Annotated in this window: 17 protein-coding genes and 1 riboswitch; of the genes, 8 read left to right on the forward strand and 9 right to left on the reverse strand. The window is 69.1% G+C overall.

Annotation, left to right across the window (positions count from 1 at the left end):
- Positions 1–8 precede the first annotated feature (8 nt).
- Positions 9–494 (forward strand): pantetheine-phosphate adenylyltransferase, encoded by a 486-nt coding sequence (coaD, locus tag NMI01S_RS22755; RefSeq protein WP_030513019.1) that lies wholly within the window; start codon positions 9–11, stop codon positions 492–494.
- Between the two features lie 36 nt (positions 495–530).
- Here coaD and rsmD read toward each other — a convergent pair whose 3' ends face one another.
- On the reverse strand, positions 531–1,088 hold the full coding sequence (rsmD, locus tag NMI01S_RS22760) for a 16S rRNA (guanine(966)-N(2))-methyltransferase RsmD (RefSeq protein WP_063000300.1): 558 nt from the start codon (positions 1,086–1,088) through the stop codon (positions 531–533).
- Between the two features lie 168 nt (positions 1,089–1,256).
- Positions 1,257–4,661 (reverse strand): pyruvate carboxylase, encoded by a 3,405-nt coding sequence (locus NMI01S_RS22765; protein WP_063000302.1) that lies wholly within the window; start codon positions 4,659–4,661, stop codon positions 1,257–1,259.
- Between the two features lie 213 nt (positions 4,662–4,874).
- A riboswitch (cobalamin riboswitch) is annotated at positions 4,875–5,092 on the forward strand.
- A 136-nt stretch (positions 5,093–5,228) separates the two neighbouring features.
- On the opposite strand from NMI01S_RS22765, the gene metE reads away from it, so the two are divergent.
- A complete protein-coding gene (gene metE, locus NMI01S_RS22770) occupies positions 5,229–7,499 on the forward strand; it encodes a 5-methyltetrahydropteroyltriglutamate--homocysteine S-methyltransferase (protein WP_174554562.1) in 2,271 nt (756 codons plus the stop codon).
- 285 nt (positions 7,500–7,784) lie between these two features.
- The gene (locus NMI01S_RS22775) at positions 7,785–9,206 is read left to right on the forward strand and encodes a short-chain fatty acyl-CoA regulator family protein (protein WP_174554563.1); all 1,422 of its coding nucleotides are present in this window, start codon (positions 7,785–7,787) and stop codon (positions 9,204–9,206) included.
- On the opposite strand, the gene recG is transcribed toward NMI01S_RS22775, so the two are convergent.
- Both recG and NMI01S_RS22785 read right to left on the reverse strand, forming a co-directional pair.
- Positions 9,207–11,498: an ATP-dependent DNA helicase RecG gene (recG, locus tag NMI01S_RS22780; protein WP_063000304.1), complete on the reverse strand. Its 2,292-nt coding sequence runs from the start codon at positions 11,496–11,498 to the stop codon at positions 9,207–9,209.
- On the reverse strand, positions 11,499–13,379 hold the full coding sequence (locus tag NMI01S_RS22785; RefSeq protein ID WP_063920820.1) for a DAK2 domain-containing protein: 1,881 nt from the start codon (positions 13,377–13,379) through the stop codon (positions 11,499–11,501).
- 323 nt (positions 13,380–13,702) lie between these two features.
- Between NMI01S_RS22785 and rpmB the strand changes: the two genes are divergently transcribed.
- Together rpmB and NMI01S_RS22795 are read left to right on the forward strand one after the other, a co-directional pair.
- On the forward strand, positions 13,703–13,894 hold the full coding sequence (gene rpmB / locus NMI01S_RS22790; RefSeq protein WP_011210730.1) for a 50S ribosomal protein L28: 192 nt from the start codon (positions 13,703–13,705) through the stop codon (positions 13,892–13,894).
- A 91-nt stretch (positions 13,895–13,985) separates the two neighbouring features.
- Positions 13,986–14,540 (forward strand): GNAT family N-acetyltransferase, encoded by a 555-nt coding sequence (locus NMI01S_RS22795; protein WP_063000973.1) that lies wholly within the window; start codon positions 13,986–13,988, stop codon positions 14,538–14,540.
- Here the strand turns inward: NMI01S_RS22795 and NMI01S_RS22800 are convergent.
- The 3 genes from NMI01S_RS22800 to NMI01S_RS22810 all read right to left on the reverse strand — a co-directional run bounded on the left by NMI01S_RS22800 (position 14,524) and on the right by NMI01S_RS22810 (position 16,549).
- The gene (locus NMI01S_RS22800; RefSeq protein ID WP_063000306.1) at positions 14,524–14,802 is read right to left on the reverse strand and encodes a hypothetical protein; all 279 of its coding nucleotides are present in this window, start codon (positions 14,800–14,802) and stop codon (positions 14,524–14,526) included. The two genes, NMI01S_RS22795 and NMI01S_RS22800, sit on opposite strands and share 17 nt — an antisense overlap.
- 38 nt (positions 14,803–14,840) lie before the next feature.
- On the reverse strand, positions 14,841–15,518 hold the full coding sequence (locus NMI01S_RS22805) for a uracil-DNA glycosylase (protein WP_036503772.1): 678 nt from the start codon (positions 15,516–15,518) through the stop codon (positions 14,841–14,843).
- Between the two features lie 74 nt (positions 15,519–15,592).
- Positions 15,593–16,549 carry a thiamine-phosphate kinase gene (locus NMI01S_RS22810; protein ID WP_084513183.1) on the reverse strand — a complete coding sequence of 319 codons (957 nt, stop codon included), beginning with the start codon at positions 16,547–16,549 and terminating at the stop codon, positions 15,593–15,595.
- Between the two features lie 238 nt (positions 16,550–16,787).
- On the opposite strand from NMI01S_RS22810, the gene NMI01S_RS22815 reads away from it, so the two are divergent.
- Entirely contained in the window at positions 16,788–17,555 is a 768-nt protein-coding gene (locus tag NMI01S_RS22815; RefSeq protein WP_063000310.1) for a DUF3515 domain-containing protein, read from the forward strand.
- A 198-nt stretch (positions 17,556–17,753) separates the two neighbouring features.
- Here the strand turns inward: NMI01S_RS22815 and NMI01S_RS22820 are convergent, their stop codons facing one another.
- Together NMI01S_RS22820 and NMI01S_RS22825 are read right to left on the reverse strand one after the other, a co-directional pair.
- Positions 17,754–18,872 carry a D-alanine--D-alanine ligase family protein gene (locus NMI01S_RS22820; RefSeq protein ID WP_063000312.1) on the reverse strand — a complete coding sequence of 373 codons (1,119 nt, stop codon included), beginning with the start codon at positions 18,870–18,872 and terminating at the stop codon, positions 17,754–17,756.
- 34 nt (positions 18,873–18,906) lie between these two features.
- Positions 18,907–19,902 (reverse strand): NAD(P)H-dependent glycerol-3-phosphate dehydrogenase, encoded by a 996-nt coding sequence (locus NMI01S_RS22825; protein ID WP_063000314.1) that lies wholly within the window; start codon positions 19,900–19,902, stop codon positions 18,907–18,909.
- Positions 19,903–20,039: 137 nt separating this feature from the next.
- On the opposite strand from NMI01S_RS22825, the gene cofC reads away from it, so the two are divergent.
- A complete protein-coding gene (cofC, locus tag NMI01S_RS22830; RefSeq protein WP_063000316.1) occupies positions 20,040–20,819 on the forward strand; it encodes a 2-phospho-L-lactate guanylyltransferase in 780 nt (259 codons plus the stop codon).
- 71 nt (positions 20,820–20,890) lie between these two features.
- Positions 20,891–23,107, forward strand: a complete 2,217-nt coding sequence (locus NMI01S_RS22835) for an RNA degradosome polyphosphate kinase (RefSeq protein ID WP_063000318.1) — start codon at positions 20,891–20,893, stop codon at positions 23,105–23,107.
- Positions 23,108–23,113 lie beyond the last annotated feature (6 nt).

A 23,113-nucleotide genomic window follows, 5' to 3' on the forward strand; every position in this document is an offset into this window, starting at 1 on the left:
GTCGCTGCATGGCTGGAGCACTGTGCCCCGGGTCCTTCGATCCGGTGACCAACGGGCATATCGACGTCATCTCCCGCGCGGCCGCGCAGTTCGACGAGGTGGTCGTGACCGTGATGATCAACAAGAGCAAGCAGGGCATGTTCAGCGTCGACGAGCGGATCGAGATGTTGCGCGAGGCGACCGCCGATCTGCCGAACGTGCGGATCGAATCCTGGTACGGACTGCTGGTCGATTTCGCTCGCGAACAGGGCATCACCGCCATGGTCAAGGGCCTGCGCGATGCCACCGATCTCGGGTACGAGATGCAGATGGCCCAGATGAACAAACACCTCTCGGGCGTCGACACCTACTTCCTGGCCACCAACCCGGCGCTGAGCTTCCTGTCCAGTTCCCTGGTCAAGGAGGTCGCGACCTTCGGCGGCGACGTCACCGGCATGCTGCCGCCGGCCGTGCACAAACGCCTGCTGGCTCGCATCGCCGAACGTCGCGGCTGAGGGGTCGCCGCGAAACGACCGTCGGCCGAGCCGGGATCACCCGTGGTATTCCGCCAGGTCGACGCGGGTTTCGCCGTATCGGCGCGATTTCAACGCCGAATAGCCTGCGGGCCATGCCGTTTCCGGTGATCGCGCCGACCGCTCGACGACGATCAGCGCGTCCCCGTACAGCCAGCCGTTGGCCGCCAACGCCCGCAGGTCGGTCTCGACAGCGGCGTCGGCGACCGCGTAGGGCGGGTCGGACAGCACCAGGTCGTACGGCTCGGCCGGTGCTGTCGCCAGTACGGAAGCGACTGTGCCCGATCGCATTTCGGCGCCGGGCACATCCAGATCCGTGATATTTCCGCGAATCACCGCGGCCGCCTTGCGATCGGATTCGACCAGCAGGGCATGGGACGCGCCGCGCGACAGTGCCTCCAGGCCGAGGGCCCCGGAACCGGCGTAGAGGTCGAGCACTCGGATGCCGTCGAAATCCAGGCGCGCGGTGAGCGCGTTGAACAGCGCTTCCCGCACCCGGTCCGAGGTGGGCCTGGTTCCCGCGGGCGGAACCCGCAGCCGCCGACCACCCGCCGTGCCCGCGACGATCCGGGTCACCGCGATCCCTCCGCCACGGCAAGGCGGGGGCGCGGGACCGTGCGGGCGGGTCGGCCCCGCCCGCACGACGACATCGACCGGTCCGCCGGCATGCGATACGCGCGAGCCGGTCCGTGACCGATCACGGCCGGCCCCCGCACCGCGCCCGAATGTGGCCGACCGGCACCGTCATTCGGCCGCGGTCTCGTTCGTGCGCAGTTCCACCAGTAGGTCGCCACCTTCCACCTGCTGCACCGTGCCGATCGCGACGCGGGCGACGACGCCGGCGCGGGGTGCGGTGATGGCGGCTTCCATCTTCATCGCCTCGATCGTGCCGACCGTGTCACCGGCGGCGACCGTGTCACCTTCGCCGACGGTCAGCGTGACGACACCGGCGAAGGGGGCGGCGATGTGGCCTGCGTTGTTCTTGTCGGCCTTCTCCGCCACCGGGACCTCGCTGGCGATCGAGCGGTCGCGCACCTGTACCGGGCGCAGCTGCCCGTTGAGGATGCACATGACCGTGCGCATACCCCGCTCGTCCGGCTCGGAGATCGCCTCCAGACCGATCAGCAGGGTGACGCCCTTCTCCAGTTCGACGCGGTGTTCCTCGCCGTGGCGCAATCCGTAGAAGAACTGATTCGCCGACAAGCCGGTGGTGTCGCCGTACTTCTCCCGGTGCGCCAGGAATTCCGCGGTGGGTGCGGGAAACAGCAACCGGTTCAGCGTCTCTCGGCGCTGCTGCGACGTTCCGTCCAGCGCCGCGGCGTCTTCCGCGGTCAACGGAACTTCCGGCTTCGCCGGGCCGCGGCCCTCGAGGGCACGGCTGCGGAAGGGTTCGGGCCAGCCACCGGCCGGGGTGCCGAGTTCGCCGCGCAGGAAACCGATGACCGAGTCCGGGATGTCGTAGCGCGCCGGATCGGTGGCGAAATCGTCCACGTCCACACCGGATCCGACGAGCGACAGGGCGAGATCACCGACGACCTTCGAGGACGGGGTGACCTTGACCAGCCGGCCCAGCAGGCGGTCGGCGGACGCGTATTTCGCCTCGACCTCCTCGAACCGGTCGCCCAGCCCGAGCGCGATGGCCTGCTGCCGCAGATTCGACAGCTGCCCGCCCGGAATCTCGTGGTGATACACCCGGCCCGTCGGCCCCGGCAACCCGGACTCGAAGGGCGCGTACACCTTGCGCAACGCCTCCCAGTACGGCTCGAGGTCGCACACGGCGTCGAGGTTCAGACCGGTGTCGTAGGGCGAATGCGCGGCCGCGGCGACGATCGCCGACAGTGCGGGCTGGCTCGTGGTGCCGGCCATCGGTGCGCTCGCCCCGTCCACGGCGTCGGCGCCGGCCTGCCAGGCGGCCAGATAGGTGGCGAGCTGACCGCCGGGGGTGTCGTGGGTATGCACGTGCACCGGCAGATCGAAGTTGCTGCGCAGCGCCGTCACCAGCGTATGCGCGGCCGGCGCCCGCAGCAGTCCGGCCATGTCCTTGATCGCCAGCACGTGCGCACCGGCGTCGACGATCTGCTCGGCGAGCTTCAGGTAGTAGTCGAGGGTGTAGAGGTTCTCGTTCGGATTCGACAGGTCGCCGGTGTAGGACATCGCGACCTCGGCCAGCGCGGTCCCGGTCTCACGCACCGCGTCGATCGCCGGCCGCATCTGATCCACATTGTTGAGCGCGTCGAAGATCCGGAAGATGTCGATCCCGGTATCGGTGGCCTCCCGCACGAACGCCCGCGTCACCTGCTCCGGATACGGCGTGTAGCCGACGGTGTTGCGTCCGCGCAGCAGCATCTGCAGGCAGATGTTCGGAATCGCCTCCCGCAGGGCGGCCAGGCGCTCCCACGGATCCTCGTACAGGAACCGCAGCGCCACATCGTAGGTCGCGCCACCCCAGCACTCGACCGACAGCAGTTCCGGCGTCATCCGCGCCACGTGTCCGGCCACCGTCAGCAGTCCGCGTGTCCGCACCCGGGTGGCGAGCAGCGATTGATGGGCGTCGCGGAACGTGGTGTCGGTGACGCCGACGGCGGCGCGCTCACGCAGCCAGCGCGCGAACCCCTCGGGCCCCAGCTCGAGCAGGCGCTGACGGGTGCCGTCCGGCGGCGGCGCAGTCAGATCGATCACCGGCAGCTTGTCGTGCGGATAGACCGCCGTCGGCCGCTCACCGTGCGGCTTGTTCACCGTCACGTCGGCCAGATAGCGCAGGATGCGGGTGCCGCGGTCGGCCGAACCGCGCTGGGTCAGCAGCTCCGGACGCTCGTCGATGAACGAGGTGGTGATCCGCCCGGCCCGGAAGTCCGGATCGTCGAGCACCGCCTGTAGGAACGGGATGTTCGTGGCCACGCCACGGATGCGGAACTCCGCCACCGCGCGCCGGGCCCGCGCCACCGCCGCGCCGAAGTCGCGGCCGCGACAGGTCAGCTTCACCAGCATGGAGTCGAAGTGCGCGCCGACCTCGGCGCCGAGGTTCGCACCGCCGTCGAGGCGGATACCACCGCCGCCGGGCGAGCGGTAGGCGGTGATGCGTCCGGTGTCGGGGCGGAAGCCGTTGGCCGGATCCTCGGTCGTGATCCGGCACTGCAGCGCGGCACCGTGGATCGACACGCTGTCCTGGCTCAGCCCCAGATCCGCCAGCGACTCGCCGGCCGCGATGCGCAGCTGCGACTGCACGAGGTCGACGTCGGTGATCTCCTCGGTCACCGTGTGCTCGACCTGGATGCGCGGGTTCATCTCGATGAACACGTGACGGCCGCGCTCGTCGAGCAGGAACTCCACGGTGCCGGCGCAGGAGTACCCGATCTGCCGCGCGAAGGCCACCGCGTCCGCGCAAATACGTTCCCGCAGCGCGGGATCCAGATTCGGCGCGGGCGCCAGCTCGATCACCTTCTGGTGCCGCCGCTGCAGCGAACAGTCGCGCTCGAACAGATGCATGACGTTGCCGTGCTGATCGGCCAGGATCTGCACCTCGATATGACGCGGGTTGATCACCGCCTGCTCGAGGAACACCGTCGCGTCCCCGAACGCCGACTCCGCCTCGCGCATGGCCGCCTCGATCGCCTCGCGCAGCTGCACCCGGTCCGCCACCCGGCGCATACCCCGGCCACCGCCACCGGCGACCGCCTTCACGAACACCGGGAACTCCATCTGCTCCGAAGCACGCAGCAACTCCTCGACATCGGCCGAGGGCGCGCTGGAGTTCAGCACCGGAAGCCCGGCGGCCTTCGCCGCCGCGATGGCCCGGGCCTTGTTACCGGTCAGTTCGAGCACCTCGGCCGAGGGACCGATGAAGGTGATGCCCTCCGCCGCACACGCCGCCGCGAGGTCCGGATTCTCCGACAGGAAGCCGTAGCCGGGGTAGACCGCATCGGCGCCGGCCGACTTGGCGGCGCTGATGATCTCGGGAATCGAGAGGTAGGCACGCACGGGATGTCCGGGGACACCGATTTGATACGACTCGTCGGCCTTGAGGCGATGCACCGAGTTGCGATCTTCGTAGGGGAAAACCGCCACGGTGCCGATGCCGAGCTCGTAGGCGGCACGGAAGGCACGGATGGCGATTTCCCCGCGGTTGGCGACCAGCACTTTGGAGAACATTCGATAAAGGTACCTGCCCGATGAGCGGGGCCGGACAGTGAATACGGCTTCGCAGCCATCCTCACAAACCGGATCGGCGAGTCTGCGAAGTTGTGTTCTTCCAGCGGAAACATAGGCGACCGCGCGGGCGGTGTTTCCCATGCCGCTCGCGGTGGATTACGCTCGGGAACGCAGCTGGTTCGCTGCCGTCGACGAGTTGGAGCCCCGAGCGTCGCGCGCAGCGTCGAAACCGGTCCTCGCGGGCCGGCGAGAGGGAACCCGGTGAGAATCCGGGACTGTCCCGCAGCGGTGAACAGGAACGACCGCCGTCATGAGCACTGGATCCATTCCGGGAAGCGACGGCCAGTAGGCGACATCCGGGGCCCCTCTCCGGACGGTCCGCACGACCGATGCCTGTGAGTCCGAAGACCTGCCGGTTGTGCCGGATACGCCGTATCCGGCGGCCACCGCCTCGTGGATCGGGCGGGCGGACCCGCGGCACACCGGAATACCCCGGTGCGGCAGTGTTTTTCGGGGCTTCGTCCGTCGTGCGGCGGTGACCTGTGGCTTCCACTCCTGGAGAACACCGTGACTGTCACAACGCATACTCGTTTCACCGCAACGGTTCTGGGCCTGCCGCGCATCGGGCCGCGGCGCGAACTCAAACGTGCCGTCGAAAGTTATTGGGCCGGCCGGATCGACGCCGCCGAACTGCGGGCCGTCGCCCGGCGGCTGCGTGCGCAGGGCTGGACCGCGGCGCGCGAGGCCGGCCTCGACGCGGTACCGGTGGGCACCTTCTCGTTCTACGACCAGATGCTCGATACCGCGGTCATGCTGGGCGCGCTGCCGCCTCGAGTCGCCGGCATCGCCGATCCGCTGGACCGCTATTTCGCCGCCGCGCGCGGCGCCGAGGGCGTCGAACCACTGGAGATGACCAAATGGTTCGACACCAACTACCACTATCTGGTGCCGGAAATCGGCCCGGACACCCGGTTCGCCCTCGATCCGTCGGCACTGCTCGGCCAGCTGCGCGAGGCGCGTGAGCTGGGCATCGCCGCCCGCCCGGTGGTGATCGGCCCGCTGACCTTCCTGGCCCTGTCCAAAGGTGTCGACGGCGTCGCGCCGATGGACCGGCTGGCCGAGCTGATCCCGCTGTACCGGGACCTGCTGGCCCGGCTGGCCGACGCGGGCGCCGCCTGGGTCCAGATCGACGAACCCGTGCTGGTGCGCGACCTCTCCGAGGCGGAAATGGGCACCGTCGGCACCACCTACGCCGCGTTGACCGACGGGGACCGGCGGCCGAGCATCCTGGTGGCCACCTACTTCGGCTCCCCGGGCCCGGCGCTGAGCGTGCTGGCCGCCACCCCCGTCGAGGGAGTGGCACTCGACTTCCGGTCCGGCACAACCATTTCCGAGGTCGCTGCCGTCCCCGCCCTGGCGGACAAACTGGTGGTGGCCGGCGTGGTGGACGGCCGCAACATCTGGCGCACGGACCTGGAAGCGGCGCTGAGCGAGCTGGCCACCCTGCTGGGTTCGGTCGGCGCGCTGGCGGTGTCGACCTCGAGTTCACTGCTGCATGTGCCGTATTCGCTGGACGCGGAGCCCGGTCTGGATCCGGTGTTGCGGTCGTGGCTGGCTTTCGGCGCCGAGAAGATCGAGGAGGTGCGGGTCCTGGCGCACGCGGTCGGCGCGGGCCCCGAGGCGGTCGCCGCGGAGCTCGACGCATCGCGCGCCGCGATCGAGAGCCGTCGCTGCGATTCGCGTCTGCACAACGAGGCGGTGCGGGCCCGGCTCGCCGGCCTCGGTGAGGATCAGGCGCGGCGGGCGCCGGCGCAGCGCCGCCGCGAGCTGCAGCGCGCACAGCTGCGCCTGCCGCTGCTGCCGACGACCACGATCGGCTCCTATCCGCAGACCACCGCGATCCGCACCGCCCGAGCGGACCTGCGCGCCGGCACGATCGACGACGCGCAATATCGCGAGCGGATGCGCGCCGAGATCGCGGATGTGATTGCGCTACAGGAGAATCTGGGGCTCGACGTCCTCGTGCACGGCGAACCCGAGCGCAACGACATGGTTCAGTACTTCGCCGAACAGCTCGACGGATTCGCCGCCACCGACAACGGCTGGGTGCAGTCCTACGGCACCCGCTGCGTGCGCCCGCCGATCCTCTACGGCGACGTCGTGCGCACCGCGCCGATGACCGTCGAGTGGAGCACCTACGCCCAATCGCTGACCGGCAAGCCGGTCAAGGGCATGCTGACCGGCCCGGTCACGATTCTGGCCTGGTCGTTCGTGCGCGACGATCAGCCGCTCGCCGACACCGCGCGGCAGGTGGCGCTGGCCATTCGCGACGAGACGGTGGATCTGGAGGCCGCCGGCATCCGCATCGTCCAGGTCGACGAACCCGCGCTGCGGGAGCTGCTGCCCCTGCGCCGCGATGATCAGCGCCAGTACCTGGACTGGGCCGTGGGCGCGTTCCGCCTGGCCACCGCCGGGGTCCGCGACGACACCCAGATCCACACCCATCTGTGCTACTCCGAATTCGGCGAGATCATCGGCGCCATCGCGGCATTGGATGCCGATGTCACGTCGGTGGAGGCGGCGCGCTCGCATATGGAGATCCTCGACGATCTCACCACCGCCGGATACGCGCTCGGCATCGGGCCCGGCGTCTACGACATCCACTCGCCGCGGGTGCCGAGCGTGAGCGAGATCGAGAACTCGCTGCGTGAAGCGATGAAAGCCGTTCCGGCGGAGCGGCTGTGGGTGAATCCGGACTGCGGGCTCAAGACCCGCGGCCGCGCCGAGGTGGAGGCGTCGCTGCGCAATATGGTCGAGGCGGCCGCCCTGGTGCGCTGATGCCGTTCGGTCGGCGACTCGCCCGGACGCGGGTCGCCGACCGGTCAGGCTGTCGGAAATCTGTCTCCGGCGCGCACCAGCAGGCTTTCCGGCAACCTTTTCCACCCGGTAGTTCACCACCTCCGAGCAGCACTTCCGCTATCGCCCACCCACTGGATCCGTCCCCATACTTCGCACGCTACGCATCACCGAAGTTGATCAAAACCGCTTGCAACAGCAGATTTTTGTACGCGCCGACTCGCGAAATTGCAATGATTGCGAAGATGTGAAGGTAGCATCTGCGGCGTGCGCAAGATGTATGCGGGTGCCCGGTTACGGCGGTTGCGCGAAGAACGACGGATGACCCAGGCCGCCCTGGCCAAGTCGTTGGAGCTTTCGCCCAGCTATCTCAATCAGCTCGAACGCGACCAGCGGCCCCTGACGATTCCCGTTCTCCTGAAGCTCAATTCGACCTTCGATCTGGATGTGCAATTCTTCGCCGCCGACTCCGACGCACGCCTGGTGTCGGACCTGCACGAGGTGCTGGTGGAGGCGGCCGGCGGTACCGCCCCGCCGGCCGCGGAGGTCGAAGATCTCGCCACCCGGCTGCCGGAGGTCGCCAAGACCATCGTCGCGATGCATCGCCGTCTGCGCGCCACGACCGATCAGCTCGATCTGTTGTCGTCGAAGGTCGCCGCCCCCGCCGGGGCGCCCGGCGTCCCGATGCCCTACGAGGATGTGCGTGACTTCTTCTACGACCATCACAACCACATCCCTCAACTGGATCTGGCCGCCGAACGACTGTTCGACGAATGCGGGCTGACCATCGGATCGATCGATCGCCAACTGGCCCGCGTGGCCGAGGAGCGAGCCGGAGTCACCGTTCTGGTCCGCGGCGACGGCGCCGATCCCGCCGTTCCGAAGCGGCGCTACGACCCCGAGACCCGCACCCTCATCCTCGCGCGCCGGCTGCGCCCCGGTCAGCGCGCATTCCAGATCGCCACCACGCTCGCCTTCCTGCTGCACGGCGATCTGCTCGACGAGGTCCTCGACGCGACCCCGTCGCTGGTCGGTGAATCGCGGGCCCTGGCCCGGGTCGGCCTGGCCAACTATTTCGCGGGCGCGGTGGTGCTGCCGTACGGGAGGTTCCTGCGGTCGGCCGAGGAACTGTCCTACGACATCGACCTGCTCTCCCTGCGTTTCGAGGTCGGCTTCGAAACGGTCTGTCACCGGCTGAGCACCCTGCAGCGGCAGGGGCAGCGCGGAGTGCCGTTCTTCTTCGTCCGCACCGACCGCGCGGGGAATATCTCGAAACGCCAGTCCGCCACCGCCTTTCACTTCTCCCGGGTGGGCGGCAGCTGTCCGCTGTGGGTGGTGCACGAGGCGTTCTCCCATCCCGGCCGGATCCTCACGCAGGTCGCGGCCATGCCGGACGGTCGCCGCTATCTGTGGATCGCGCGCACGACCTATCCCAGTCCGCACGGATTCGGCACCGCCACCAAGGAATTCGCGGTCGGGCTGGGCTGCGATATCGAATACGCCGATCGACTGGTGTATTCGCAAGGCCTGCAGCTCGACGAGCCGGCCGCGGCAGTGCCGATCGGCGCCGGATGCAAGGTGTGCGAGCGGCCCGCCTGCCCGCAGCGCGCGTTCCCGCAGATCGGCCGCCCGCTGGCGGTCACCGAGAACTCCAGCGTCGATCTGCCGTACCCGCCCGCGGTCCGCTGATCAGGACTTCGCCAGATATTCCAGCCGCTCGGAATCGACGGCGGCATGCATCATATTCGCCAATCCCGGATGGTCGGTCAGCCCCGGATCGGCGTCGACGACCTCCCGCGCCAGCACCTGGGCGGTGGTGATGACGTCGAGATCGTCGAGCAAGGAGAGCAGTTTCAGGCTGCGCGCGGTACCCGACTGCGCCGAACCCAGCACATCGCCCTCCCGGCGCTGCCGCAGATCGAGCACCGACAGTTCGAAACCGTCGAGCGTGCCGGCCACCGCCTCCAGCCGTGCCATGGCCGTACCCATCGGCGAGGTTTCGGTGATGAGCAGGCACAGACCGGGATGCTTGCCGCGGCCCACGCGGCCGCGCAGCTGATGCAGCTGGCTGACGCCGAACCGGTCGGCGTCCACGATGACCATGACGGTCGCGTTGGGCACATCGACGCCGACCTCGACGACGGTGGTGCAGACCAGCACATCGATATCGCCGTCGTTGAACGAGCGCATCACGCGATCCTTGTCGTCGGCCGGCAGCCGGCCGTGCAACAGTCCGAGACGCAGATCCGCCAGCGGCCCGGTGCGCAGCGTCTCGAAGACGTCGACCGCGGCGTGGGTGGTCGGCGCCTCGCCCGTGTCGTCGCCGGTTTGTGCGCGGCCCTTACCTTTCGACTTGGCGCCCTTCTTGGGTGCGCCGTCGTCCTCCTCGTCGCCGATGCGCGAGCACACCACATAGGCCTGCCGGCCCGCCGCCACCTCTTCCCGGATCCGCTCCCAGGCGCGCTCGACCCATGCCGGTTTCATTCGGGCCGGCACCACCCGGGTGGTGATGGGTGAGCGGCCGCGCGGCAGTTCGGTCAGGGTGGAGGTTTCCAGATCGCCGAGGGTGGTCATCGCGATGGTGCGCGGAATCGGCGTCGCGGTCATCACCAGCAGATGCGGGGTGATGCCGTCTTTCGCCTTGGCGCGCAACGCGTCTCGCTGCTCCACGCCGAAGCGGTGCTGTTCGTCGACGATCACCATGCCCAGATCGAAGAATTCGACCGCGTCCTGGATCAGCGCGTGCGTGCCGATCACGATGCCGGCCGTCCCGGTCACCACGTCCAGCAGTGCCGCCTTCTTCGCACTCGCCGACATCGAACCGGTCAGCAGCACTACCTTGGTGGCATGGTCGGCGGCGCCCAGTTCACCCGCGTCACCGAGATCGCCGAGCATCGACCGCAGCGACCGATAATGCTGGGCGGCAAGGACTTCCGTCGGCGCCAGCAGGGCACACTGCAGTCCGGCGTCGACCACCTGCAACATCGCGTGCAGGGCGACGATGGTCTTACCGGAACCGACCTCCCCCTGCAACAACCGGTGCATCGGATGCGGTCGCGACAGGTCTGCGGAGATCTCGGCGATCACCTTGTTCTGGCCGGCGGTCAACTCGAACGGCAGGCGCTGTTCGAATTCGGCGGCGATACCGTCGGAGCGCGGCGGGCACGGCCGGGCGGTGCGCCCGGCGGCGTCGTGGCGGCGCTGGGCCAGAACCAGCTGCAGCGCCAGCGCCTCGTCGAAGCGCAGCCGCCGGCGTGCCTGGTCGATATCGGATTTGCGTTCGGGCAGGTGGATCAGCCGCAGCGCGTCCGAGACGGGAAGCAGTTCGTGGTCTTGGCGAAGGTCCTGCGGCAGCGGATCATCGATCGGGTCCAGTTGGTCGAGCACCTGCCGCACACACGCCAGAATGTCCCAGCTCTGCACCTTCGCCGTCGCCGGATACACCGGGATGTACTCCCGTTCGAAGAACGAGATATCCACGCCCTCAGCGCCTTTCGCGCTCTCCGCCAGACCGCGGAGGGCGCCGCCGCCACGCACGGAGGTGAGACTGTCCACCGATTCGGCTGTTTCGGGCAGGATCAGATACGACGGATGCGACAGATTCCAGCGGTCCGGCCGCCACCAGTGCACGGTCCCCGACATCATGGCTCGAACACCCTGTTTGACAAGGTAATTCACCTTGTCGCCGTTGAAGAAGGTGATCTCCACCGGTTTCGCGGAGCCGGTGTCGAGTTCCACCTTGAGCAGTTTGCCGCGACGCTGGCGCATCGGCCGCAGTTCGGTCTTGCTCACCCGGCCCACCACCGTGATGTGGGCGCCCTCCTCGGGGGCCTCCTCGGTGAGCGGCTGGCCCTGAGTGGCGTAACGCAGCGGATAGTGCCGCAAGAGATCCTCGACGATATGCATATCGAAGGCGTCGGCCAGCGGTTCGGCCGCCTTCACCCCCAGCACGTGATCGAGCCGGTCGCTCAGTGTCGCCATCTACTCCACCCCGATCTGGACCAGGTCCACGGCCTGACCGCCGTCGTAGGTGACGACCTCCACGCCGGGAAATTCCGTGGTGATGTGTGCGGTGAGCTCGTCCGCCAACCCGGCCGGCGCCTGCGCGCCGAGCAGCAGCGTCACCAGTTCCCCGCCCAGGCCGAGCATGCGATCGAGCAGGGTGCGGGCGGCCAGGCGCAGGTCCGGATCGATGACGACCACGTCATGGCCCACGAGGCCGAGCCCGTCGCCCTGCTCGCACGTGCCGACGATGGTCAGCGCGCGTTCGGCGGCGACGCGGACCGCACCCCACCGGGTACTGGCGGCCGACTGGGACATCGTCAGCGCGTCGTCGACGGCCAGGCTGCCGCTGTCGTGCAGGGCGAGCGCCGCCAGCCCCTGCACCATGGAGCCGCTGGGCAGCATCATCACCTCACGCCACCCGTCCCGGGCGGCCATGCCGATCGCCACCAGCTCCGGCGCCGGCAACGCCCCGTTGGGCAGCACCAGCACTTCCCGCTGCGGCATCGCGCGAATGGCGGCGAGCAGTCGATCGGCGGTCACCGCGCCGGTGAGCACGACCGCACCGGCATCCTCGAACAACCGCACCGCCCCCGCGCCGGTGGCGATCGCGAGAATGCCTCGATCGGACTGTCCTTGCGCGGCAACGGAAGTACCGAACAAACCCTCGATCCGGATATTGCCCAGGGCTCCGGCGGCCAGACCCGCCTCCACCGCGGCGCCGGCATCGGCGCAATGCACGTGCGCCGACCAGCTGCCCTCGCCGTCGCCGACCACGACCACCGAATCCCCCAGCGCGGCAAGGGCATCACGCAGCCGGTCGATCCGCACCGGATCGGTCTCGACGATCCGGAACATGACCTCGTAGTGGGGCACGCTCGCCCGGTCGCGCCGGCCGGATTCCTTCCCGGCACGCCGCACGGCCTCCGTGCCGGACGCGCGCCGCGGCGACATCACCGGCAGCACAGCATCTTTCGAACCGTTCTGTGCACTCACGATGTGCGCGTAATCGGAATTCCCCCGCGGTACGGCGCGACTCGTCACGGGGCCGTCGCCCGCGATCACTTCCACCGGGGCGTTCCCCGGCCGCCCCGAAGGCGAATCCGCATGCACCGCGGTGTCGTTCGCATGCACGTCCGGCGGATCCGCATCGCCGGCAGCGTGACGCGCCGGTCCGGCCGCCGTCCGCGCGGGACCCGAAGCCGTCACCCGGTAGACCGGACGCGCGGGCGCGCTCCCGGTGCACACCTCCACCAGGGCGTCCAGCAGTACCAGCAGCCCGCGCGCCCCGGCATCGACCACACCGGCCGCACGCAGCACGACCAGTTGTGACGGTGTCTCCCCCAGTGCCTTCACCGCGCCGTCGGCGGCGGCGACGGCCACCGCGGCCACCGTCTCCTCCGCGCAGTCCTCGGCTCGGTCCGCGGCCGCTTCCAGCACGGTGAGCATGGTGCCCTCGACCGGCTCGCTCAGCGATTCCCGGACCAGGACCGCCGCCCGGCGCAACGCGGTGCGCAGCGTGGCCGCGGTGAGGTCGTCGCGATCGGCCGATTCGGCCAGCCCCCGCAGCACCTGCGACAGGATGATCCCCGAATTACCGCACGCCGCGGCGGTCGCGGCCCGGGCCATGGCGCCGAGCGGATCGGCGGCGGCGCCGGGCGGGCCGGCGGCGCCGTGCTCGTGTGTCGCCGCGAGTGCGGCGCGCATGGTGATGAGCAGATTGGTTCCGGTGTCGGAATCGGCCACCGGGAAGACGTTCAGCGCGTTGATCTCCTCGCGGTGCGCGAGCAGACGTTCCACACACAGCGCACCCCACTGCCGCAGTGCGGCCGCATCGAGCCTCTCCCGGACCCCGCGCACGTCACCGTCCTTCCCGCCACCGCGATCACACCGTCGAATCCGCCAGCCAGGGTAGTCGTCCGCACCGACACCCTCGACACGCGAAGCCGGGTAGGGACGCGGCTCCGGCGGCGGAGACGAGGCGGCCGCGCAGGGGTAGCCGAGGCGAGCCCCGGGGCGATTGGACATCGAATACGGCCGACCGCTACTCTTGCAGGGTTGCCTCACGCGGCCCCTGCCGGTTGCGTTCACCGGCGGTAGCGCCGGTAGGCATTGAGGATAAAGTTTCCGGACAGGCTGTCTCACCGACAGCGGTCCCCCATGACATGAAGGAGCTCGCGACTATGGCTGCCGTCTGCGACGTCTGCGCCAAGGGCCCCGGCTTCGGTAAGTCGGTTTCGCACTCGCACCGGCGCACCAACCGTCGCTGGAACCCGAACATCCAGACCGTTCGTGCCCAGGTTGCCCCCGGCAACACCCGCCGCATGAACGTCTGCACCTCCTGCCTGAAGGCCGGAAAGGTTGTTCGCGGCTGAGCTGCGTAGACATCTTCGACGCCCCGGCGCACCCACAGGGTGACCGGGGCGTTGTCATGTGGTCACCCGGCCGGGCACGCGGGACGGCAGGATGAACCCGCACCGCCCGCAGATCGTGACGGCGTCCACCGAATACGCCCGTGATCTCGCGATCTGCCATATCGAATCGTGGCGTGAGGCTTACCGCGGACTGGTGCCCGAGCACGTGCTCGCCGCCTTCGACGTCGACCGCCGCGCCGGCCGGTGGGCCGCTCTCATCGACTCGATCGACGAGAGCGCGGCGGCCGATCGAACGGCGCACGCCATCGTGCTGGCCGTCGACGACACCCGCGCCCCCGGCGACCGCGTCCTCGGATTCGCGCACGCCGGACCGCCTCGCGACGAACCGCGCGTCGCCGATCGGGAACTGTATGCGCTCTACGTCCGGGCCGACCGATACGGCACCGGCGTCGCACAGGAATTGCTGCGTGCGATTCTCCTCCCCGACACCGACACCGCGTTATGGGTGTTCGAGGAGAATCCACGCGCCCGGAATTTCTATCGAAAGTTCGGATTCGCCGCCGACGAGGCCCGCCGAATCGAACCGTTCTCCCTGGCGAGCGAGATCCGGATGATCGCCCGCCGCCCGATTACTGGGCGCCGTTGAAGCAGTCCAATCCACCCGTGGCGCTGATGCTCTGGAAGATGCACAGACCGCGCGCGTTGACATTGGACGACAGCGACGACGAACCCGTCTGCGGATCCCACAGGGCCAGCACCGGTCCCGCGTGCTGAGTGGTGGTGACCTCTTCCTGCGGGGTGGCCGGCTCCAGCGGCAGGCCGGCGGCCTGCGCCATCGCGGGTGCGCCGAGGACCGCCGCACCGGCGGCAACGGCGACTACGGCACCGCGCACGGATGTGATCTGCATGCATCTGCTCCTGTTTCGCTCGAACTGTTACGCCGCGGTCAGGGCAAGCGCCAATCGACCGGGGCGGCCCCCAATGTACCGAGCAATTCGTTGGTGCGGGAGAAAGGCCTCGATCCGAAGAAACCACGTGAGGCGGACAGCGGTGAGGGATGGGCGGATTCGATGGTCGGGACATCGCCGAGCATCGGCTTCAACGTCGAGGCGTCGCGGCCCCACAGGATCGCGACCAGGGGCTGCTCACGCGCCACGAGCGCGCGAATCGCCTGCTCGGTCACCGCTTCCCAGCCCTTGCCGCGATGCGAGGCGGGCTGGCCGGGCGAGACGGTCAGCACTCGGTTCAGCAGCAGCACACCCTGATCCGACCACGGCGACAGGTCGCCGCACGACGGGGTCGGATGGCCGAGATCACGCGAATATTCCGAGAAGATGTTGGCCAGGCTGCGCGGCACCGGCGAAACATCCGGCGCCACCGAGAAACTCAACCCCATGGCATGACCGGGAGTCGGATACGGATCCTGCCCGACGATCAGCACGCGCACCTTGTCGAAGGGACGGGTGAAGGCGCGTAAGACGTTCTCGCCCTTGGGAAAGTAGCCACGGCCGGCGGCATTCTCCGCCCGCAGGAATTCTCCCATCTCGGAGATCCGGTCCGTCACCGGTTCCAATGCCTCGGCCCAGCCCGTATCGATGATCTGCGGCAGTGGTTTCGCGCCCATGTCGGGACAAGATAGTCGCCACGGCTCGGCGTCGTCACGCCGCCCACCCGCCGTCGCATCGTCGCGCCGCACCGCTATTCACCCCCTCCGAACGACTCCCAGCCCAGCGGCCCCGACCACCGCGCTCCGTCGACGAAAACGCCCGAGCCGGTGCACACCCGGCCGATCGGCCGCCAGCCCGGCGGCACCACTGTGCCGGCCCCGAAGGTCGCGGCGAAGGCATGATCCTCACCGCCGGTGAGCACCCAGCCGAGCGGATCGGCATGCAGCGCGGTGGCGACCGGTGACAGGGCCGGATCCGCCACCGCCGCCGAGTCGACATCAACCGCCACACCGGAGGATTCGGCGATATGCGACAGATCGGCGAGCAGTCCGTCGGAGACGTCGGTCATCGCGGTGATCTCCGTAGCGTCCGGCAGCTCCAGCACGGCGGAATAGGGCGGTCGCGGAACACGATGGGCGGCAACCACATCGGCGAACAACTCGGCATCGGAACCGCTGTCCGCACCGGCCGACAGGGCCGCCAGCCCGGCCGCCGACCAGCCGAGCCGGCCGGCGACCGCGACGATATCGCCGTCGCGCGCCCCCGAGCGCAACACGGCCCGGCCGCGGGGGTCACCGAATGCGGTCACCGAGATCACCAGCTGCGGGCTGCGCACCACATCGCCCCCGGCGATCGGTGCCCCGGCCCGCCGGGCCTCCGCCCACATGCCGTCGGCCAATCCGTCGACGAACGTCACCGGCGTCTCGGCGGGGCAGCCCAGCGCCACCACGAACGCGCTGGGCGTGGCACCCATGGCGACCACGTCGGCGGCATTCTGCGCGATCGCCTTGGCCCCGATGTCCTGCGGCCGCGACCAGTCCAGCCGGAAATGCCGGTCCTGCACGAGCATGTCGGTGCTGACCACGTAGCGCCCCGCCGGCGCCGCGACCACCGCCGCATCGTCCCCCGGGCCCAGCTCGACGCCACCACCGAACGACCGCCCGGCGTTCATCCGTTCGATCAATGCGAATTCGCCCAGGTCGCGCACGGTGCGCGGGCCGCTCTCGGTGATGTCGCTCTCCTTCTCCAGACCCGGTCAGGTCACCGGGGACACCACACTCCGACGCTACCCTGTGCCTGGGCAGCGGCACCGGCCCGCCGCGGCCTCCTCTCGGACGCGGCGGCCGTGGGAGCGCGCCGACGGCCGTTCGATACCCTCGAACACGCATTTCCAGACAATCAGCCCGGCGCGACGCCCGCCCGGCACGAGTGGAGACGAATCCCGGATGAGTAGCGAGACGGACCGGCCGACAGCGGACACCCCGCAGCCCGACCGACCGGAGTCCGAGCCCGGCCGCCCGGCCGCGGCCGACCCGGAACCCGCTTCCGCCCGGTCCGAGAACTCCGCGCCGACCGTGGCCGAAACCCCCGAGACCGAGAAGACCGACGGCTCCGACCGCGACGCCTCGCCGGCCACCGCATCTGCCGCCGAGCACGCCTCCGACGACTCCGGCCAGCAGCCGCATCCGGCGCTGATCGCGACCGCTGTCGCACTTCCGGTCGCGCTGATCGTCGTCGTCCTCGTCATCGCGGCCATGTCGCGACAGTCCGCCGATCGTGAGCCGCTGGCGCTGGGCTCGGTACCGGCGCCCGCCGCGTCGAGCCAGGATTGCACCACCCTGCTGGCCGCGCTGCCGGAGTCACTCGGCGACGACTACACCAGATCCGAGCTCGCCCAGCCGGCTCCGCCTGCCACCGCGGCCTGGCAGCTGCTGGACGGCAGCGATCCGATCGTGCTGCGCTGCGGGCTGGACCGGCCCCTGGAATTCACCAAGGCGTCCGCCCTGCAGGTGGTCAACGGAGTCAACTGGTTCGAGGTGCGCGATCAGACCAGCGGCGTGACCTCCGGCACCTGGTATGCGGTGGATCGGGGCACGTATATCGCCGTCACCATGCCCGCCAAGGCGGGTCCCTCTCCGCTGCAGGAGATCTCGAACACGATCGCGAAGTCCGTGCCGGCGAAGCCGCTCGATCCGAACCCCGTTCCGAACTGAAAGCTGTTGCCGCACAGATCGAATCCGATCCCCGCCGCGCTCGGCCCGGCGGACCAGCGCATCCACGGCAGCGTGGCGCGGCCGGTCATCTTCCGATAACCCACCTCGGCGGACGCGACCGCGATGATCAGCAGCGCCGACCCGGGCGGAGTCTTCGCGACAATCACCGCACCCAGATCACGCCCACCGCACCGCCGCTCAGCGCAGTCCGGTGCCCCGGGTCAGTGCCGTCTCGATGAGGGTGGTGATCAGGGTGCGATTGTCGATTCCGGTGGCATCCCACATGCGCGGATACATGGAGATGGAGGTGAATCCGGGCAGAGTGTTGATCTCGTTGATCACCGGTCCGGATTCGGTGACGAAGAAGTCGACCCGCGCCAGCCCCTGGCAGTCCAGCGCCCGGAACGCCCGCACCGAGAGTTCCCGGATCTGTTGTGAGATATCGTCGTTCAGCTTGGCCGGGATGTCGAACTCGCACACGTCGTCGAGGTACTTGGTGTCGAAATCGTAGAATTGCGGTGCGCCGGAGGCGGTTTCGCTCTCGGAGAGCTCGTCGCCGGGCATCCGGATCTCGGCGATCACGCTGGCCTCCACCCGGCCGTCCGGGAATTCCAGTACGCCGCATTCGACTTCGCGTCCGACGATGGCGGCTTCCACGATCACCTTCGGATCGTGCAGGCGGGCCGCGGCGATCGCCGAATCGAGATCGATCCAGTCCTCGACCTTGGTGATGCCGATCGAGGAGCCCCCGCGCGCGGGTTTGACGAAGACGGGCAGGCCGAGCCGGTCGCGGTCGGCCTCGCTCACCGAATCGGTGCCGGGGCGCAGCACCACCTGCGTGCCGACCGGAAGTCCTTCCGCGGCAAGCAGTTTCTTGGTGAATTCCTTGTCCATTCCGGTGGCGCTGGCCAGCACGCCGGGACCGACGTAGGGCACACCCGCCAACTCCAGCAGCCCCTGCAGAGTGCCGTCCTCACCCCACGGCCCGTGCAGTACCGGGAACACCACGTCGACCACGCCCAGTACCGCTTCGGCGCCGTCGAGCGCGACCAGGGCGCCCGAGCGGCTCGGATCGGCGGCCAGGGTCAGCACGGTGCCGGCCGAGTCGACCGTGGGCAGCGCGCGTTCGCGGATGGCGAGTGCGCGCGCATCGGCGCCGCTGAGGACCCACGCGCCCTCGCGGGTGATGCCGATGGGCACCGCCTCGTAGCGTTCGGGATCCAGGTTGGTCAGCACCATGCCGGCCGAAACGCACGACACGGCGTGCTCGTTGCTGCGGCCACCGAACACCACCGCAACCCTGATCCGGTTTGTCATAGTCCGAACCGTACCCCGGCCGCACCGAAATCATTCATTCCGGTTTAATCCGCCGACCGAGTAATTGCCCGACGGCATCGGAAACCGAGAGCTCCTCGTGACAGACCCGATGCACCGCGGTGGTCAGCGGCATCTCCACATCGTGGGTCTCGGCCAGCGCCCGGATCGAAGTACACGACTTCACACCCTCCGCGACCTGCCCATGTGTCGCGTCCTGCGCGGCGCGCATCGAACCGCCGGCGCCCAGCACATGACCGAAGGACCGGTTGCGCGACAGCGGCGAGGTGCAGGTTGCCACCAGATCGCCCACCCCGGCCAGACCGGCCAGCGTGACCGGATTCGCACCCAGCGCCACTCCGAGCCGGATGATCTCGGCCAGCCCGCGGGTGATCAGACTGGCGACGGAATTGTCGCCCAGCCCCATGCCCGCGGCGATTCCGCACGCCAGCGCGATCACGTTCTTGCACGCGCCGCCGATCTCGCAGCCGATCACATCGGTATTGGTGTAGGGCCGGAAATAGCCGGTGGCGCAGGAATGCTGCACGGCCTCCGCACGCGCGGCGTCGGAGCAGGCGACCACCGAGGCGGCGGGCTGTTCGGCGGCGATCTCGCGAGCCAGGTTCGGGCCCGACAGCACCGCGATGCGCCCGGAATCCGCGCCGGTCACCTCCGCGATGACCTCGCTCATCCGCATCAACGTTCCGGTCTCGATGCCCTTGGCCAGACTCAGCAGCGTCGCATCCGAGCGGACGGCCGCGCGCCAGTGCGCGAGGTTGGGACGCAAGGACTGCGATGGAACGGCCAGCACGACGATGTCGGCGTCGTCGAGGGCCACCCGGTAATCGTCGGTCGCCGCGATCCCGTCGAGCCACACATCGGGTAGATAGGCGGGATTGCGATGTTCGGTCGCCACGGCCTTCGCGATCTCGGGCCGCCGCGCCCACATCGTGACCTCGGTACCCGCGTCGTTGAGCACTTTCGCGAATGCGGTACCCCAGGATCCCGCACCCATCACTGCCGCCCTCGTCATCGTTTCAATATGCCACTCGCCGCGACGCGAGTACCCGGTACTCGGCGGTTCGCGTGTTCGATCGGTCACCGCTCCCAGGCTGCGGGCCCCAGACCGCTTCGCGGCGGAGGGCACCCGGAACGTGCGACCATGAACGCATGCGTCCGGATGCCGTCCACGCCGTGATCGCGGTCAAGCACCTCGACCGAGCCAAGAGCCGACTCGCCGACCGATTGCCGGCCGGCGAACGCTCGCGGCTGGTGCTGGCCATGTTGTCGGATACGGTCGCCGCGACCCTGGCCGCCGGGCTGGGCTCGGTCACGGTGGTGACACCCGATCAGCGCGTCGCGACCGTCGTGCGCGAACTCGGTGCGGCGGTGCATCCGGACCCGTCCACGGCAGCTCCCGCCGATACCGCCCGGCCTCCCTCGGACAGCGACGGCCTGAACACCGCGCTGGCATCGGCCGCCGCCGCCGTCCGCGAGCGCCACGGCGCGGTCGATCTGCTTGCGCTGCAAGCCGATCTGCCGGCTGTGCATGCCGACGAGCTGCGGTCGATGCTTGCCGCCGCCCCCGTCATCGGGCGCTGCGTGGTCGTCGACCACACCGGCCGGGGCACCGCGGCCCTGCTGGTCCGCGCGGCCGGCCACACCCACGCGGCGGATTCGTTCGCCCCGTCGGCGGCGGCCGATGCCGCCGCCCTGCTGCCCCGCTTCGGGGCGGATTCCGCGCGCCGCCACCGGGAATCCGGCGCGGTGGAACTGGGCGGGCACTGGCCCGGTCTGCGACTGGACGTCGACACCGCCGAGGATCTCGACCGTGCGCTGTCGCTCGGGGTCGGCCCGGCCACCGCCGCGCTGGTGCGCGACATCGGCTGGCCGGTAGGTGTTCACGAGAACCTCATTCGGAGGTGTGCCGCACCGTCACATGTGTGCTAGATGATCGCCAGGCCCCTATGAGAGGCCGCACAACGGTGGTGTCGAGCGCGACACCACCCGAGCCGTAAGGAATGATCGTGAGCGTGAGCGACACGGAGACCGTCCCGCAGCAGCCCCGGCTACCGGCGGCCCCGCCGGCGGCCACGCCACCGCCCACCACGGCCGCCGCGGCACAGTTGCCCGTCGATCGCTACCTCAATCGAGAACTGAGCTGGCTGGATTTCAACGCCCGCGTGCTGGCCCTGGCCGAGGATCCTTCGGAACCGCTGCTGGAACGCGCCAAATTCCTCGCCATCTTCTCCTCGAACCTCGACGAGTTCTACATGGTGCGGGTGGCCGGCCTCAAACGCCGCGCCGAGGCCGGCCTCTCGGTCCGCTCCGCCGACGGCCTGTCCCCCACCGAACAGCTCACCCTCATCGCCGAGCGCACCCAGGAACTGGCCGGACGGCATGCGCGGGTCTTCCTCGACCAGGTGCGGCCCGCCCTGGCCGAGGACGGTATCGCCATCATCGGCTGGGCCGATCTGGACGACGACGAACGCAGCCGGCTGTCGGGATACTTCCTCGACCAGGTGTTCCCGGTGCTGACTCCGCTCGCGGTCGATCCCGCGCACCCGTTCCCCTACATCAGCGGCCTGAGCCTGAATCTGGCTGTCACGGTGAAGGATTCCGAGACCGGCGGGGAGCATTTCGCCCGCGTGAAGGTGCCCGACAACGTCGACCGGTTCGTCCGGGTGCGCCGCACCCTCACCGAAACCCCCGGCGCCCGCCGGGATTCCGACCTCACCGCTGTCCCCCGCCTGGCCGCCTTCCTGCCGATGGAAGATCTGATCGCCGCGCACCTCGATCAGCTCTTTCCGGGAATGGAAGTGGTGGAACACCATTCGTTCCGCATCACCCGCAACGCCGACTTCGAGGTCGACGAGGACCGCGACGAGGATCTGCTGCAGGCCCTCGAACGCGAACTCGCCCGCCGCCGCTTCGGATCGCCGGTGCGCCTGGAAGTTTCCGACGATATGACCGAGCACATGCTCGAGCTGCTGCTGCGCGAACTCGACGTCGACCCGGGCGATGTGATCCAGGTGCCGGGCCTGCTCGACCTGTCGTGCCTGTGGCAGGTCTACGGTGTCGACCGGCCGCTGCTCAAGGACGCGCCCTACGTTCCGGCCACCCCGCCCGCGTTCGGCGAAAGAGAAACGCCGCGAAACGTTTTCGCCGCCCTGCGCGAGGCCGACGTGCTGGTGCACCACCCCTACGATTCGTTCTCCACCAGCGTGCAGCGTTTCATCGAGCAGGCCGCGGCCGATCCGCAGGTGCTGGCCATCAAACAGACCCTCTACCGCACGTCCGGCGACTCTCCCATCGTCAACGCGCTCATCGATGCCGCCGAGGCCGGTAAACAGGTCGTCGCGCTGGTCGAGATCAAGGCCCGCTTCGACGAACAGGCCAACATCAAATGGGCACGCGCCCTGGAACAGGCGGGCGTGCACGTGGTCTACGGCCTCATCGGCCTCAAGACCCACTGCAAGACCTGTCTGGTGGTGCGCCGCGAAGGGGCCACCATCCGCCGCTACTGCCATATCGGGACCGGCAACTACAACCCGAAGACCGCGCGTCTCTACGAGGACGTCGGACTGCTCACCGCCGCACCGGAAATCGGCGCCGACCTCACCGACCTGTTCAACTCGCTGACCGGCTATTCGCGAAAGGCCAACTACCGCAATCTCCTGGTCGCGCCGAGCAGCGTGCGCTCGGGCATCGTGGAACGGATCCGGCGCGAAACCGAACTGGCCGCCCAGGGCGTGCCGGCGCGTATTCGCCTCAAGGCCAACGCGATCGTCGACGAACAGATCATCGACGCGCTCTACCGCGCGTCCCAGGCCGGGGTTCCGGTGCAGATCGTGGTGCGTGGCATCTGCGGGCTGCGCCCGGGTGTGCCCGGGATGAGCGACAACATCGAGGTGCGCTCGATTCTCGGCCGGTTCCTGGAACATTCGCGCATCCTGCATTTCCAGGCGCAGGACGAGTACTGGATCGGCAGCGCCGACATGATGCACCGCAATCTCGACCGGCGCGTGGAGGTCATGGCGCAGGTGAAGGATCCGAAGCTGCGCGAGCGGCTGGCGGTGGTGTTCGATTCCGCACTCGATCCCGCGACCCGGTGCTGGGTGCTGCAGCCCGATGGCAGCTGGGCGGCCCAGCCGAGCCCGGACGCCGAGGGTCGCGGCGTGCAGGTGCGTGACCATCAGGAGTTCCTCATGCGACTGCGGAGGCCGGACCAGCAGTGAAATCCT

Origin of the sequence: Nocardia mikamii NBRC 108933 (genome assembly GCF_001613505.1) — a bacterium.
In the GTDB taxonomy this organism is placed as follows: domain Bacteria; phylum Actinomycetota; class Actinomycetes; order Mycobacteriales; family Mycobacteriaceae; genus Nocardia; species Nocardia mikamii.